The sequence below is a fragment of the Streptomyces yaizuensis genome (assembly GCF_034961445.1).
GTDB classification, from domain to species: Bacteria; Actinomycetota; Actinomycetes; order Streptomycetales; family Streptomycetaceae; genus Streptomyces; species Streptomyces yaizuensis.
In genome coordinates this window covers 46,125-60,067 of sequence record NZ_LC735415.1, presented here as the reverse complement: position 1 = coordinate 60,067, position 13,943 = coordinate 46,125, and the positions used below count along the sequence as shown (strand labels likewise).

At 71.4% G+C, this 13,943-nt stretch carries 16 protein-coding genes; 6 read left to right on the top strand and 10 right to left on the bottom strand.

What is annotated here, in order from left to right; all coding sequences use genetic code 11:
- Nucleotides 1-1,027 precede the first annotated feature (1,027 nt).
- The gene (locus SYYSPA8_RS38060) at nt 1,028-1,576 is read left to right on the top strand and encodes a hypothetical protein (RefSeq protein ID WP_323452074.1); all 549 of its coding nucleotides are present in this window, start codon (nt 1,028-1,030) and stop codon (nt 1,574-1,576) included.
- Complete coding sequence (locus tag SYYSPA8_RS38055; protein ID WP_323452073.1) at nt 1,573-2,043, top strand: helix-turn-helix transcriptional regulator; 471 nt, start codon at nt 1,573-1,575, stop codon at nt 2,041-2,043. The genes SYYSPA8_RS38060 and SYYSPA8_RS38055 overlap by 4 nt, the downstream gene beginning before the upstream one ends.
- A gap of 317 nt (nt 2,044-2,360) precedes the next feature.
- On the opposite strand, the gene SYYSPA8_RS38050 is transcribed toward SYYSPA8_RS38055, so the two are convergent.
- Nucleotides 2,361-3,206: a hypothetical protein gene (locus tag SYYSPA8_RS38050; protein WP_323452072.1), complete on the bottom strand. Its 846-nt coding sequence runs from the start codon at nt 3,204-3,206 to the stop codon at nt 2,361-2,363.
- A gap of 172 nt (nt 3,207-3,378) precedes the next feature.
- Between SYYSPA8_RS38050 and SYYSPA8_RS38045 the strand changes: the two genes are divergently transcribed.
- Nucleotides 3,379-3,678: a hypothetical protein gene (locus tag SYYSPA8_RS38045; RefSeq protein WP_323452071.1), complete on the top strand. Its 300-nt coding sequence runs from the start codon at nt 3,379-3,381 to the stop codon at nt 3,676-3,678.
- 109 nt (nt 3,679-3,787) lie between these two features.
- Nucleotides 3,788-4,297 carry a hypothetical protein gene (locus SYYSPA8_RS38040; RefSeq protein ID WP_323452070.1) on the top strand — a complete coding sequence of 170 codons (510 nt, stop codon included), beginning with the start codon at nt 3,788-3,790 and terminating at the stop codon, nt 4,295-4,297.
- 122 nt (nt 4,298-4,419) lie between these two features.
- On the opposite strand, the gene SYYSPA8_RS38035 is transcribed toward SYYSPA8_RS38040, so the two are convergent.
- The 5 genes from SYYSPA8_RS38035 to tap all read right to left on the bottom strand — a co-directional run bounded on the left by SYYSPA8_RS38035 (nt 4,420) and on the right by tap (nt 8,329).
- Entirely contained in the window at nt 4,420-4,680 is a 261-nt protein-coding gene (locus tag SYYSPA8_RS38035; RefSeq protein ID WP_323452069.1) for a hypothetical protein, read from the bottom strand.
- Complete coding sequence (locus tag SYYSPA8_RS38030) at nt 4,677-4,982, bottom strand: DUF6247 family protein (protein WP_323452077.1); 306 nt, start codon at nt 4,980-4,982, stop codon at nt 4,677-4,679. The genes SYYSPA8_RS38035 and SYYSPA8_RS38030 overlap by 4 nt, the downstream gene beginning before the upstream one ends.
- Before the next feature lie 77 nt (nt 4,983-5,059).
- Nucleotides 5,060-5,626, bottom strand: a complete 567-nt coding sequence (locus tag SYYSPA8_RS38025; protein WP_323452068.1) for a hypothetical protein — start codon at nt 5,624-5,626, stop codon at nt 5,060-5,062.
- Between the two features lie 15 nt (nt 5,627-5,641).
- Nucleotides 5,642-6,199 carry a telomere-protecting terminal protein Tpg gene (tpg, locus tag SYYSPA8_RS38020; protein ID WP_323452067.1) on the bottom strand — a complete coding sequence of 186 codons (558 nt, stop codon included), beginning with the start codon at nt 6,197-6,199 and terminating at the stop codon, nt 5,642-5,644.
- A 3-nt stretch (nt 6,200-6,202) separates the two neighbouring features.
- Nucleotides 6,203-8,329, bottom strand: coding sequence for a telomere-associated protein Tap (tap, locus tag SYYSPA8_RS38015; RefSeq protein WP_323452066.1), 2,127 nt, complete (start codon nt 8,327-8,329; stop codon nt 6,203-6,205).
- A 254-nt stretch (nt 8,330-8,583) separates the two neighbouring features.
- Here tap and SYYSPA8_RS38010 point away from each other — a divergent pair, with 254 nt between their 5' ends.
- Together SYYSPA8_RS38010 and SYYSPA8_RS38005 are read left to right on the top strand one after the other, a co-directional pair.
- Nucleotides 8,584-8,886 (top strand): hypothetical protein, encoded by a 303-nt coding sequence (locus tag SYYSPA8_RS38010; protein ID WP_323452065.1) that lies wholly within the window; start codon nt 8,584-8,586, stop codon nt 8,884-8,886.
- Nucleotides 8,887-8,941: 55 nt separating this feature from the next.
- Nucleotides 8,942-9,391, top strand: a complete 450-nt coding sequence (locus tag SYYSPA8_RS38005) for a hypothetical protein (RefSeq protein ID WP_323452064.1) — start codon at nt 8,942-8,944, stop codon at nt 9,389-9,391.
- A gap of 7 nt (nt 9,392-9,398) precedes the next feature.
- On the opposite strand, the gene SYYSPA8_RS38000 is transcribed toward SYYSPA8_RS38005, so the two are convergent.
- The 4 genes from SYYSPA8_RS38000 to SYYSPA8_RS37985 all read right to left on the bottom strand — a co-directional run bounded on the left by SYYSPA8_RS38000 (nt 9,399) and on the right by SYYSPA8_RS37985 (nt 13,874).
- On the bottom strand, nt 9,399-9,725 hold the full coding sequence (locus SYYSPA8_RS38000) for a hypothetical protein (RefSeq protein WP_323452063.1): 327 nt from the start codon (nt 9,723-9,725) through the stop codon (nt 9,399-9,401).
- A gap of 106 nt (nt 9,726-9,831) precedes the next feature.
- Complete coding sequence (locus tag SYYSPA8_RS37995) at nt 9,832-11,382, bottom strand: hypothetical protein (RefSeq protein WP_323452062.1); 1,551 nt, start codon at nt 11,380-11,382, stop codon at nt 9,832-9,834.
- Nucleotides 11,383-11,474: 92 nt separating this feature from the next.
- The gene (locus SYYSPA8_RS37990) at nt 11,475-12,359 is read right to left on the bottom strand and encodes a DciA family protein (protein WP_323452061.1); all 885 of its coding nucleotides are present in this window, start codon (nt 12,357-12,359) and stop codon (nt 11,475-11,477) included.
- A 9-nt stretch (nt 12,360-12,368) separates the two neighbouring features.
- The gene (locus SYYSPA8_RS37985; protein WP_323452060.1) at nt 12,369-13,874 is read right to left on the bottom strand and encodes a transcriptional regulator; all 1,506 of its coding nucleotides are present in this window, start codon (nt 13,872-13,874) and stop codon (nt 12,369-12,371) included.
- Between the last annotated feature and the right edge of the window lie 69 nt (nt 13,875-13,943).

The following is a 13,943-nucleotide window of genomic DNA, read 5'->3' as shown; positions in this document are numbered from 1 at the left end:
TTCCGGACAGAATGCAATTCGCGCAAGCGCGAATTGGAGGTGATCGCGCAAGCGCGATCACCGGGGCTGGCTACGAGGGGAGGTGCATCACGCGCGGGCCTGTGTAGGGCTTGGGGTTCCTGCCTACCACCCCCGCAACGAGAGTGACGGACCGTCGGCCCGATCGGGCGCCGGCCCCACCGCAGTGACGGGCTCCGCTGCGCTCCACCCTGACCACTCCCCCACCCTCGAAACTGGCCGCTCACGTTCACGAATACCCCGTCAGCTTACACGTCAACCCACCACTGCGGGGCGGATTACGTACATGCATCACCCGAGCGAGCGAACGCGCAACCCGCGTGATGCATCACGCGGCGCGAGTGTGTAGCGTTTGGGTCCTGGCTGCACCACCCCTAAGCCCGCCCATAAACTCACCGGCTGAATTCAGGATTGCGCGGCCTCGAATAGCTTAGCCACAGAACGGAAGCCCGATATGGGAATGCCGGAATTCGGCGTGCGGAGGTACATGAGCCGTTCGGCCGCCAGGCCGTACGGCGGAGCCCACCACCGGCACCGGCCACGCCTCCATGCTTTTGAGCGTCACGGCCGGTACAACCCGAGACGCAGCTCCGCTGGTGCCGCCTACGGTCCGCACCCGACGCACGGAGCCGCACGCGAAGCCGCCTCAGCCCCGTCCGGGGGCCCGACGCGCGGCAGCTGGCGGGCCGCCGACGGATGGATCCGCGGCCTCCCCGCCTGGTCGCGAGTCTCGCCGCTGCATGGAGCGGCTGGAGGGAGCGGCGCGGGCCGTAGGGGGCGGGCCTCTAAAGATCAGATAGGCGCGGAACCGTGACCTGCGCAAACGCGGAAGTTCTATTCCCCCGCACGCATAGATCGTGGTCGTGGAGCCCGAGATGTATGCGGCCTAGCCGACTAGATCGTCCCTGGCTAGGGACACGCCGACCGTGAATGGATCTCGCGCATAACATCACTCATGAGGTATGTTATGCGCCTCAATGATCATGGAGGGAAGTCAGTGGCTCAGCGCTTGAGAAGCAGTGCACCGGCGCCGTCGCGGACGCCGCCGCTGGCTCCCGTTCCGGCCCCGGAGCGGGACGACGTCAACGGCCTCGAATCGGCTGCCGCCCTGCTCAACAAGTTCAAGGAGCTGTCCAAGGGCGGGACGTTCACCTACGACCGCAAGCGCCGGCCCTACGCCTTCTACGGGACGAACCACTCCAGCGTCTCGGACGTGTTGCAGGCGAACCTGTGGAAGTTCCGGCTCACCACGGTGGCCCGGGACGTGCTGGACTACCTGGTCACGCACCACGACCGGCAGGCCCTGGTGAAGACGACCCAGGCGAAGCTGGGCGAGCACTTCTGCTGCTCGCAGACCAAGGTCAGCAAGGCCATCGGGGAGCTCTCCCGCCACAACTTCACGTGGAAGGAGAAGCGCGGGCTGTACCGACTGAATCCGCTCTACGCTTACGGGTGGGGCAGTGACCACCACCGGGAGCTGGTCGTGTCGCTGCAGAACGTTCTGCTGGAGCACCAGATCGAGATTCCGACGGTCGGGAAGAAGGAGACCTCGCGATGAGCAGCACGATCCCTGGATTCCACAACCCGCAGCTGTTCGAGGTCCTTCCCAACGCCTGCCTGTCGGCCACAGCGCGCGACATCTTCGACGTGCTCACCGCGCGCCAGGAGCCCGGCGGCCTGGTCCACATCCGTCAGCAGGAGCTTGCCGAGCGCCTCGGGCTGTCGCAGTCCGCCGTCTCCCGAGCCATCAGCCAGCTGCGCGACAAGGGCATCATCAGCGAACGCCAGCGCAAGGGCACGCTGCTCATCCACCCGCTGCTGGCCGGCTACGAGTCCCTCGCCCACATGACCAACCACCTCAAGGCCCCGGACACCCACGTGTGGCCCATCAACTTCCCCGTCGGTGACATCCGCCCGCCCCGCGTACGTGACGGCCGCACCGGCACCGACTTCGACCCGGACCCCGACGGTGGCGAAGACGTCACCCTCGAGGATGTCCAGCCCTCACTGCGACTGGCCGGGTAGTCCGCAGCTCCTGCCCCGCCACTGCCACGGCGCCCACCCCACCGGGAGGGCGCCGTCGTCGTTCCCGGCCGGGGTCGCCCCGAGCCGGTAGCACCAGGTGAACCGGACCGTTCCAGATTTCTGGAACAAGCCGCGGCTCGCCGATCCGCCGCTGCTGCCATCGGCTCGTTACAGCAGCAGGCCGCCGCTGCGCGAGCGCGCCGGCCTGCTGTACGAGCAGCACCCTTGTCCCGCGGGCCCATGCAAATGCTGCGCTGCCCCCGGACCCTCGCCGTACAGCAGACCGCGAGCACGACCAGGACCACGGGCAGCACCGACTACAGCACCGTCCCAGCCAGGGCCCGGCGGTCACCGGTCAGGGCGTAGCGGCGGGCAGCGAGGCCGTGGTCGAGGGGCTCGCCGATCTGCTCGCACAGGAGCGCCAGGACGTCGGCGGCCTCAGTGTCGGAGAGGTACGCGGGGGCGACTTCGAGCATCAGCTCCCCGATCGCGTGGCTGCTGGCGGCGAGGTCGTCGACGACGGCGCGCAGCGCGGTGACGGCCGGGTCCGCCGGCGGTTCGGCGGGCGCCGGGGGCGGCGCGGTGCGGACGTCGCGCACGGCCTGGCGGACCACGGCGCGCACCGTGGCCGTGTCGAGGGCCTGGAGGCCGCTGTGGGCGAGCGCGGCGAGTCGGCGGGTGATGATCTCCGCGACGGCTTCCGTACGGCCGGAGACGGCGATCAGGGCCCGCTGGGACAGCCCGTAGTCGAGCGCGGCCGCGGCGCCTGGGTCGCTGTCTCGCGTGCGAGACGTCTCGGGGCCGGCGGCGACGGCGTCGTGGATCGCGGCGAGCGCGCGGGCGACATCGAGGAGCCGGTACGCCTGGGCGCGGCTGATGCCGAACTCCGCCCGGCAGTACGACTCCCAGCTGCTGTGCCCGAGCGGCACCCAGACGCGGGCGGTGTGCGCGTCGCGGACCCGGGCGGCGAGGACCGCCACGGAGCGCCGGACGTCGTCCATCGCCTCGCGCAGCCCGGCCGTCAGCTCCTGGGCGCGGGCCTCGCTCAGCGGCGGCCGCGCCGGGTCGACGCCGTGCTCCTGGTCCTCGTTGTCCTCGTTGTCCTCGCCCACGACTCCATCGTCCTCCGCGCCGGCGGGCACCACCAGGGCGTGCGGGAGCACGGGGCGCGAGCTCCGTCTCACACCCTCACAGCCTCACAGTTCACCCCGTCCACCTGGGGAAACGCCCTATGAGCCTGCCAGCCTCACAGCGTGACACCGGGCTCGGGGCGGGTCTGTCACGCTGATCCGCGACGGCGGGCGCGGGCCCGCCGCACGAGGCGAAGGGGGCCCGGTGGCGGGGATCGAGCGAGAGTCGGCGGAGGTGCGGATACCCAAGGCGGCGCTGGACGCCTTCGCCGCGGCGCTGAGCGTGCGCACGGTGGCGATGCGGACCTGGCCGAACGACGGCCTGGAGTGGATGTACCCGGTGGGCACGTGGGAGGAGGCGCACCTGGAGGTGGCGCTCCTGCCCGGCGGCGAGGAGGTCTGGCTGCGGATGTCCACCGACCGATCCAGCGTCGCCGTGTGGACCATCGAGCAGTGGTGGGAGTTCGCCGGGGAGCTGCCCGGCGCCACGCCGCCGCCGGCCTGAGCCGCGGGCGGCCGGCGCACGGACGGCGGAAGCAGGCGTGGCCCCGGCGGGCCCGGGTCGTTGAGCACCCGGCCGCCGTGGCCGCTGACCGCCGAGCGAACGAGGACCGATGCCGAACAGGCCGCCGTACGACCCGACCTACGGCTTCGACCACGACACCCGGACGGTGCGCGTCCATCACCACGACCTGGCCCGGCTGCTGCTGATGTTCCGCTCGTTGATGCGCGAGACGCAGAAGCCGGGCTCGTGGGAGCACATGGACGACTACGACCTGTCCTTCGAGCGCCTCGCGGACGCGGCCGACGCCGCTGCGGAGATCGTCTACGGCGATAAGTGGCAGGGGCCTGACCTGCGGATGCGCTGCACGACCACCGAGCCGGTTTACGAGTGGCCCGAGGGCGGTCCGTACGACGGGGAGGCGACGTTCACCTGGCTGGTGCCGGGCTACGGCTCACACGCCTCCGACGACGACCAGGTCCAGCGCCACTCGAACACGGCGCTGTGCGGGTTCAGCTGGGCGAAGGGCGACCGGCCGCGCCGGGTGGAGGGGCTGCCGGAGTGCCCGGAGTGCCGGCGCGAGGTGCGGCTCGGTGCCGACCGGCCGCGCGGCGCCTGGTGACAACTGCCGGGCGGATACGCGTTGCCGCCGGGTGGCAACGGGTGGATACGGCGGTGGCTACGATGCGCAACGGCCCGGCCCCGGCAGCTGCAATGCCGGGGCCGGGCCGTTGCCAGGGGTGGCTACCCGAGCCAGACGATGTTCAGGACGGTCAGGCTGTGCAGGGGCCGGTTGATCCAGTAGGTGACGGAGAGCTGGCCGACGGCCGCGTAGCGGACGTCCTCGCCCTCGTCGTCGTCGGTGTCGAACTGCCGGAAGCCGAACGGATCGTCGGCGGCCGCGGTGAGGATGTCCCACACGGTGTCCACCGCGTGCTCGGGCAGCGCGTCGAGGACCTTGGCGGCCGGTGCGGAGACGCGGACCGCGTACGGCGACGGGCTCACCCGCGACGTCGGCGGAGCTCCGCCAGGTCGACGGCGTCGCTGTCGTCGTAGCCGGAGGCGACGAACGCGTCGACGGCCGGGGCGTGCGCGAGGCGGCCCTGCCAGTCCTGGACGACCTCGTAGAGCCCGGCCAGGGAGAACGTGCGGCGGGATTCCTCGAGGGCGGCGGTCCAGTCGCGCTCGAAGGCCGGCACCCAGCGGTCCGCGCGCTTGTCGGCGCGCAGCTGGGCGAGGAGTTCGGCCGGCGCCCCGGGCGCGGGGGCGTAGGCGGTGACGGGTGCGTGGTCGGGCTGGGCGCTCATCGTGTCCTCCCGGCGGGTCCTCCCCTCACCGTACGCGCGCCGGGTGGCCGTGGATGCGGTCATGGGCGGATCCCCTCTTACCGGGTCAGGGTGCGGGCGACGGCCTGGGCGTGCTCGCGCAGCGGCAGGTCCTGCTTGTCCCAGGTGGCGGCCACGTAGTTGAGGAGTTCGGCCGTGGCGCGCTCGGAGTCGCTCGGGTCGCTGGTGAGCAGCTTGTCGGCGGCGAAGGCGACGTCGACGGCCGGGGTGGACAGGTCCTCCGGGGCGAGGGCGTTGCCGCGGTCGACGTCCAGGACCAGGAGGTGGCGCACCTGGTTGCGGGACTGGATGGTGATGGTGTCCTCGCGCGGCGAGTCCGCGTCCGCGACGGTGAAGCCGGGGTGGTTGAGGATCGCCGCGGCGATGGCCTCGGTGAGCACCGGCTCGGGCAGCAGGTCGTCCTCGGTGGGCTCCGCCTCCTTGAAGGTCAGCGTGTAGTTGATGCCGGCCTCGGTGGTGAACCACACCGTGTCGCCGCCCGGGTCGGCGTCCGCGGCCGCGAAGTGCGGGCTGCGGCGCAGCGCGTCGGCGACCCGGACCGGGTCGTGGTCGGCGTCGAACAGCGGGCTCTTGTCGCGGTCGATGGGCGGAAAATCAGCGGTCACGCTTTTCGCTCCTAGTCAGTAATCCAGATCGAGGTAATCGATGTCGTTGATTTCTACGTCCGACAGTCCCATAGCGCGACCGCCGCCGTCCTGGAAATAGACCTCCTTAAACCCTTCGGCGATGATTCCGCGCATCTGCTGGTCGCTGGCCCCCGCGTCGCGGGCGTCGAACAGCTGCTGCGCGTACGTCGCGGGGAGGTGCACGGTGAGGCGGCGAAACCGTCCGTCGTCGGTCGATCCGGCGGACGACGTGTAGCCGAACCGGGCCCTCGTCTCCACCGTGATCCCGCCCGTGGCGGCGGCCTGCTTCTGCCGGCGCTTGCGCACCAGCGGCTGCCAGCGGGCCTTCACCGCGTCGTCGATCTTCGCGGCGACGTCGGCGCGGGCGTGCTTGCGGGCGCCGCGCCGGTACCTGTTGACGGAGTCGGCGGTGACCCCGAGCTCCTGGGCGACGGCCTTCGCGCTGCCGAACTGCTTGAGCAGGAACCCGATCTGGCCCTTCAACGTCTTGGGCGGGTCCTTGGTGAACGCCTCGCGGTCGGCCCGCTCGATCGCGTCCTCGATCTCCCCCACCGGCTACTCCCCTTCGTCCAGGACGGCGTCGCCGCCCTTGATGTGGCGGGCCGGGTTGAGGCCCTTCTCCATGAGGTCGACCGCCCACAGCATCTGCTGGACGCCCTCCAGCTTCGCCAGGCCGGGCGTGGGCCCGAGGCGGAATCCGCCGGGCTGCGGCTTGCCGGACGCGGCGTACGGGAGGAAGTCGAGCGGGGAGGTCCCCGGGCTCGGGTAGACGACGCAGTCGGACAGCACGGCCAGCGGGTAGAGGCCGGTCATGTCCGCCATGTTGCGGAGCTTGCGGTGCATGTTGACCCGGGCCTTGCTGATGACGGCGGCCCGGATGTCAGGGCGCCACGTCGGCCGTGCGAGGGCCGGCCACGTCTCGCCCTCCTTGTAGTGCTTGCCCTGGGGGCGCTCGCGGAGCTTGCCGACGCCCCCCTTCACCGTGGCCTTGATCGCGGAGAGGACGGCGGCCAGGCCCGGGTCCTTCTCCTTGTGGTGCTCCATCGCCGCCAGGAACTCGGTGTCGGACAGGTCCCGGGTGACGCCCATGTCGGCGAGGGTGTCGACGTAGGCGTTCTTGAGGCGGTCGTGCCACGGGTCGAGGTACGCGCCGGTCTCGCGGCGCAGGTACGCCTCGATCGGGTGCACGTCGTGCCCGAGCTCCTGGGCGTAGGCGAGGGTGTGCGTCTGGTACCAGGCCGGGCCCGTCGGGCGGGAGCCGTCCGGCGTGAACGGGCTGGGCAGGCGCGGGTCCAGCTCGATGTGGGACAGGTCGGCCAGCCAGCTCCCGGGGATCTTGGGGTTGAACTTCGGGGCGTGGAAGTGGTCGGGCGCGCTGAGGCCGACGACCAGGCGGGCCGCGGCGGCGAGGAACGCTGTGTTCAGGTCGAGGCCGACCGCGTACGGCAGGGTGCACTCCTCATCCGAGAGCGTGTCTACGTCCCGCACCCACTGGTACGCCTCCTCGTTGAGGAACCCGCCCTTCCAACCGCTGCTGACGACGACGGGGTGCTCCGGGGTGGCCTCCGGCGGCGCCGGGTCCATCGGGTCGGTGCCGAGGCTGCCCGCGTTGTAGCCGGAGACCCAGTTGCCGGTGGCCGGGTCCTGCACGGCCTTGGTGGGCGGGCGCAGCGCGGTCATCAGCTCCAGGCCGGAGACGGCGGTGGAGCCGCGCGGGGTGATGACCCGCTGGGCGTACACGCCGAGGACGCGGGCGATGTCGGCCGGCTCCATCTCCGCGACGCCGGGCCAGGACCGCTCATCGAGGGCGTCCCACGACAGGATCGCCAGCTGCACGCACTGCCGGTCGCGGCCCTGCGCCTTGCGGTAGATCCTCGCCCACGGCCCGAAGCCCCGCTGGGTGAGCTGCCACTTCGCCTTCGCGACCTGCTTGACGACCGGGTGGTCCTCCGGCAGGCGCAGGGAGCGGCGCTGCTCGTGGCCCTCCAGGCGCTCGGGCAGCCCGAGCTTCACGGCGGCCGCGGCGGTGAGGACGATCAGCGGGTCGCTGTCCTTGCCGTACCGGTTGAGCTTGGCGGCGCCGAGACCGGACTCGCGCAGCGTCCACTCCACCAGCTCCGGGACGGTGGTCGCCGGGCAGTCCAGCACGACGCCGCCCGCTGCGTACGCGGAGCCGTCACCGTCCAGGACGGCCAGCGGACCGTGCGGGAAGCGCGGGTCGACCGCGGGCTTCGCGGCCCTCTTCGCCGCCGGACGCCGGGACGACGTCGCCGGGCGCGCGGCCGGACGGGCAGGACGCTCGGGTACCGGCTTCACCGCAACACCGATGTCGGGCTCCGCCTCGTCCTGCTCCACGGTGGGCACGCGGGTGAACGTCTGCGGCACCTCGGGCTGAGGCGCGACGGCCGGGGCCGGGGCGGCGGGAGCAGCGTGGGCGGGGTACTTCGCCGCCCATCCCTTGAGGAGCCGCTGGTACGCCTCCAGGCGCGGCGACTTCGGCTCGGAGCGGCCGTTCTCGTAGTTCTTGACCGTCTGCACGGTCGACTTCAGCGCGGTCGCGAGGCGGGCCTGGGTGATGCCGGCGGCCTCGCGAAGGCGGGCGCGCTCCGCCGGGGGCGGGAGCTGCGGCTCCTCCTCCAGCAGCGCGTCGATGTTCGCGAACAGCTCCTCTTCGGATGCCATGTCGATCTCCTCTCGTGCCCTCACCCTAGCATTGTTTACCCTAGTCTTTAACCCACTTTTTTAACCCGATCGGATTCACTGATCGGGCGGGAAGTGGACGGCTCGAAGGGTCCGCCGCAGGCCCTGGCTCACACCTCACAGCCTCATCGCGCACCGCCTCCACCTGCGAAAACGCCGTGTGAGACACATAGGTGGCGGACCGAGTTGCCGAGAGATCGCACCGCTGGGCGGCCGGGCTCGCTACGGTGGCGACCATGGCGGACCATAGCGAGTCACAGACGTGGTCGACACGGGCGCAACTGGGGGCTGTCGAACTGCCGCCGGGCGCGCCGGCCGGGACGGTGCGGATGGTCACCGGCACCCGGGCCCGGCGGGTGAACGAGCAGGAGGCCCACGACTTCGGGATCTCCACCGACCGGGCCTGCCTGGAGATCGAGCAGATCTTCTACGACGCCGACGACGACGTCCTGCGGCACACGATCACCGTCGACTACAGCGGCCAGCCACACGTCACCCGCCACGTGCCCACCGCCGAGGAGCTCGCGCGCCGCGAGTAGCCGGGCGCGGCCGGTACGGTGCCCATGACGACGTCGACAGCAGCAGGGGGAGAGCGTGGCGAAGGTTCGAAGCCGTGGCGAGGTGCTGGGCTTCGCGGTGCCGGCCGCGTTCTTCCTGCCCGGGGTCGCCTACCTCGGGATCACCAACGGCCACCGGTTCATCGCCAACGACTTCTTCGCGCTCATGTACTGCCTGGCCAGTGTCGGCTTCGCCTCGGTCCCGTTGATGGCGTGGCGCCGGGGCGGCGGCCGCTACGCCGACCCGGGCTTCGTCCGATCGGCCTGGTTCCCGTGGTTGTTCACCACCGGGCAGGGCGTCGCCTACAGCTCCGCGCGCGGCGACGCCAACGTCTTCGTGCTGATCGTGGGCTGGGGCGGTTTCATCTACGCCGGGATGGTCGCCCTGTACTTCCTGGCGCGCGCCTTGTGGTCCACCGACGGCGAGTCCGTGCCCGGCAAGAGAACCGGGCAGGCGGAACTCCACGAGCCGAAGGCTGGCACCTGAGCTGTGCTCAGTCCTTAGCCCGGCTGTCGTCGTCCAGGTGGCTCACGGCGTAGCTGTGCTCATCCGGATGGCGGGCCAGGCGTGCCATCACCCACGCGGTCCGGGCGTCCATCCCCTCGCCGAAGTCAGCGGCCAAGCGCCGCGCCTGCCATGTCGTACGCGGGGCGAGCACCCACCGCACGAGTGAGAAGCGGGCGGGGCCGGTGACAGTCGTCGTCGGCCCTGCCACGGCAGGCGAGCCCTCGGAAGCAAGATCGGGAGCGTTCGGGTCAGGCACGATGCTGAGTCTGGCGACGGCCTCCGTCGTCGTGGCGGTGATCAGGCCGGTGATCACCTAAACGAGCGCCGCCGAAGCATCGTCGTTGACGGCTTCCGGAGCGCAGCAGCAAACCTGACGGCTTCGCTGCCCGGACCGGCCGTGTGTTACTACACCTACGCGGTCATTTCCGACGCGGCAGTCGAGCTTTTCGTTGATCCAGGATCGGCTGCAGGCGTTCGTCGTGCGGCACGTAGCGCAGTTCACCGTTGCCTGTTCCATCGGCGATCACGCAGTCCGCCCCGCGACCTGCGAGGCAGCGCGGACAACTGCGTTTGATCCAGTGCCGACGTGCCACTTGCCGGTAGAGCGGCCTTTTGCGCTTGAGCTGCTGAGTCCCGTCGTCGTCCAACGGCTCCGTCGGCTCTTCCCCGGGGCTGAGGCCGGCCCGTTGCTTCCATATCTCAATCTGGCGCCCTTGTTGGACCGTGACCCGGTCGCCGGCGACCTCTCCGTAGCGAACGAGAGTCTCCACCTGGTCGCGCATGTTCCTGTAGCGGCCCTGGTTCAGGCTTTTGAGGATGTTCCCGACGCGGGTGATGGCATCCGCGGCTGCTCTCTCGGCAGTGACTTTCGCCAAGATGCTTTCATGGGTGGCGCGCGCCTGGTCAGCGAAGTGGTCCGCGGCCCTGCTCACGATGGCGTCCTCCTCTTCGGTGCGGTCATGAGCAGCCTTGGCGTTGACGTGGGCGTAGAGCGTGCGCACCTGCTGGGTGTCCTGGGCCATCACCGCTTGGTCCAGCTGGGCGTAGAGAGACCGGCGCAGCTCTACCTGTTCCTCCAGCCAGCCCTTCGTCGTCTTCAAGGCGGCGTCCAGCCGTTCCTGTGCCTCTCGGTCCACCTCGGGCAGAGCCGCGATTTCGCTGCAGAGCCGTGTTGCGGCGAGCACGAGACCGAGGCTGCGGGCATCGTCCAGTTGACTCAGCAGCGCCCGCGCCTGGGCGTTCACGGTCGGCTCCTTCTTGGCCTTGCCCGGCGTCCAGCGTGGTGCAGGTGCGCTGTGGGACGCAACGATTCGCTGCACGGCCGGCGTCGTCAGGCCCCGCTCCGTTACCTCGCAGTCCTCGAGGCCGAACCACTCGGTGGGCCGCGCGAACGCCTCGGTGCCGATCCTGACCACGCGGGCCGTGCCCTCGCTGTCCAAGCGGATGCGGTGCACGTACCAGCGCCGGATCAGAGTGTCCCGGTCCACCGGAACGGACACGCCCAGCACCGGCTCGCGCTCCTCGTCCCACACGGGCGCCACGGCCTGGTCCAAGTGCACCCGCAGTCCCCTGCGCTCCATCTGGATGTCCACCACCGAGCCGATCGGTGCCCCGTCCGGCTGAGCGAACTCGAAACCAGCTGGCATGCCGCGTTCCCGGAGCCAGGCGCTGGCGGCGGACTTCACGTACAGATGGTCGGCGCTGGAGACGCCTCGGGCACGGCGGCCGCACACATGGAGGTGCCCCTCGGGGCCGCGATGGTGGGCGAAATGGCAGACCCGGTCGGTGTAGAGCTTCGTGGTCAGCTGGAGGCCGCAGCCCCCGAGCAGGAGCCCGCACCAGAACGTGTCACCATCGTGCCGACGTCGGAAGACGTCCAGTTCGATCGCTTCCAGCGGCAGCATCAAAGGCTCGTCGGAATCCACGCTGCCAAGCACTGCCGTCTGAATCTGCCGCCTGTCGCCGCGCACCGAATCCCCGCCTTTCCTCCCAACTCATGTTGCCATCAGAGGCATTGGTGTCACAGGCGGTTGCCTCGGTGACGCCTCGAGGCCGCCTCTCCTCACGCGGTCCTGCCCAGCAGTGTCGGCTGCGGGACCACGGCCGCCGTCCCGGCCTCCCTCGCCGCGCGCTCCGCACGGGCCCGGCGCACCGCGGCGGCGTGGGAGGCGTCGGCCTGGCGGCGGCGCTCGGTACGGGCCTGCTCGATCGGGGCCGGCGCATCGTCGGCCGCCGCCTCCGTCTCGGGGAACGCCCGGCGGCTGAGCGCGCGCATCGCGGCGGTCTGCCGCTCCACCGCCTCCGCGATCGACGGGTCGACACGGCTCGGAGGCACGACGGCCTGGTGCGCGGCGAGCGCCTGGTGGAAGCCGGCCGATCCCATCTCGCGCGTCTTCACCGGCGCCTGCGAAGCGTCCGGCGCGGCGGCCGGGGCCTCCGACGCGGTCCGGGACGCGGGCGCGGCCCCCGGGGGCAGGACCCGCACCGTGCGGACCGCGTCCGTGCCGACCGTGCTGTTGGCCGTGGCGACGATCCGCGCGGTGATCAAGCGGAGCTGGGTGGCGTAGGCCGGGGAGTCCGGGCGCAGGTCGAGCTGTCCGGTCTCCGGGTGGAACGCGACGGCCGTGACGTGGTGGGGCAGCTGCGGGGCGACGGCTCCGGCGATGTCGGGCCACTGGTCCAGGACGCTGCCGCCGGCGGCTGGGAGCTCCCAGGCCCGGTCGGCCATCAGGCCTGCGAGCACGGCGGCGAATCCGGAGGGCTCCCGCCCGTCCCGCTTCACGGCCGTCGCCCGGCGCCGGCGCGGGGCGCGGGCCTCGCCGCCGCTGTTCCGCGCGGCGAGGCGGGCCTGCTGCAGAGCGACCCGGGCGAGGTCGACGCCGGACAGCTCCGGGCTGTCGGCGTCGCAGCCGGTCTGGTCGGTGATGGTGGTGGTCTGCTCGGTCACGTCGGCCTCCTACCGGTGTCCGTAGGTCATCAGCGAGCTGCGGGAGCCGTCCTCGATCTGGTCGGCGCGGCGCACCAGGCGCTCGCCGAAGATGCGCAGCGCCGTCTCCGGGTCCAGGGAGCGGATCAGCGTGGTCTCGCCGCGCATCAGCTCGCCCGCGGCGGCGGCGCGCAGCTCGGCAAACTCCTGCTCGCTCGGCTCCAGCGCGAGGGCCTGGTCGTCGGCGACGACGCCGAGGTCCTGGCGGCGGCCGCCGTTCGCCGCTTCCCTGACCTGGGCAAACGCTGCCTCCACCTCACTGCGGACCGCGCGGCTGGTGGGTGCGTCCCAGTCGCCCTCGTACCGCTCGGTGCGGGCGCGGACCTGCTGGATGCGGTGACGGCGGGCAGCTTCCTGGGCACCGCGCCACTGCTCGACCGCGTCGGCCCGCTTGGCGGAGGTGTCCAGGACCGTCTCGGCACCGGCCAGCAGCACGGCGAGCAGACCCGAGCCCCGGCGCACCCTCGCCGCCTCGCCGCGCAGGTGCAGCCAGCCCTTGACGTCGGTCACGGTCCATCCGGCGTCAGCGACGTTCCGGGCTACCCAGGCGATCCGGGGGACCGAGCAGCCGCGCAGCCAGTCCAGTTCCTGGGTGAGCTCGCGGGCCAGCTGGAAGCGGCGTCCGACCGCGTTCAGCTTCCGGCGACCGCCGGCCTTGCCGTTGGACTTCTTCGGGGTGGGGGACTTGCTGACCCCGCTTGCGAGCTTGCTCTCAGGGGGGAGGGAAGTAGTACCCGCAGTGGAAGACGCTGAGGTACCGACCTGCATTGGGGTGCAACGGACCTCATCCGAAACAGCCGTCACAACCCGCTGCTCAGCACCCCTCCCCGAGGCCTTCGCCGGGGCCTTCGATGACGTCTTTGAGCGCGGCTTGCGCACCTTCCGGGAGGCCTTCGCCGCCAGCTGGGCCATCAGCTCCCGGCCGGCCTCCGCGATCCCCGATGCTGCCCGCGTGTACGCCGGAGCGTCCTCGTCCCGCTGCACCGTGCGGATCCCCAGCGCGACGTCGAACTCCACCGGGATCATCCGCGCGAACTCGCTGGCCTGCGCCGGGCCGCCAGACACCCGCGTGCCCTTGACGACCCACGCGAGCAGCCCGGCCTCCCGCAGCATGCCCAGGTGGTACTCCACCGACCGCTCCGACAGACCGGTGCGGCGCACCAGGTAGTCGATGCCCGGACGACACGGGAAGAGCTGCGCGAGCTCCTGGGCGACGCGCACGGTCGTCGGCCCGAACGAGCGCGGCCCGTGCGACCGGTGCCGCCGCGGCTTGTAGAGCCCGGACCCGGCGACCCAGTGGACCGCCTGCATCCACGAGTAGCCCTCGAGGGCGATCCGGCCCGCCGACGTCGACAGCCACTGCGAAGCCTCCGGCACGAACAGGCCGGGCAGCACAGAGACCGTGCCGTCGACCGAAGAGCCGGCCGGGCGCGGGGCCGGGATCACCACGGCGGTCTCCACCGCCACGGCGCTCACCGGCCCACCGTCCCGGCAGGGCGGTGCGCGGACACGGGCGGGCAGGCGCGAACGACCATCCCGGCAGCC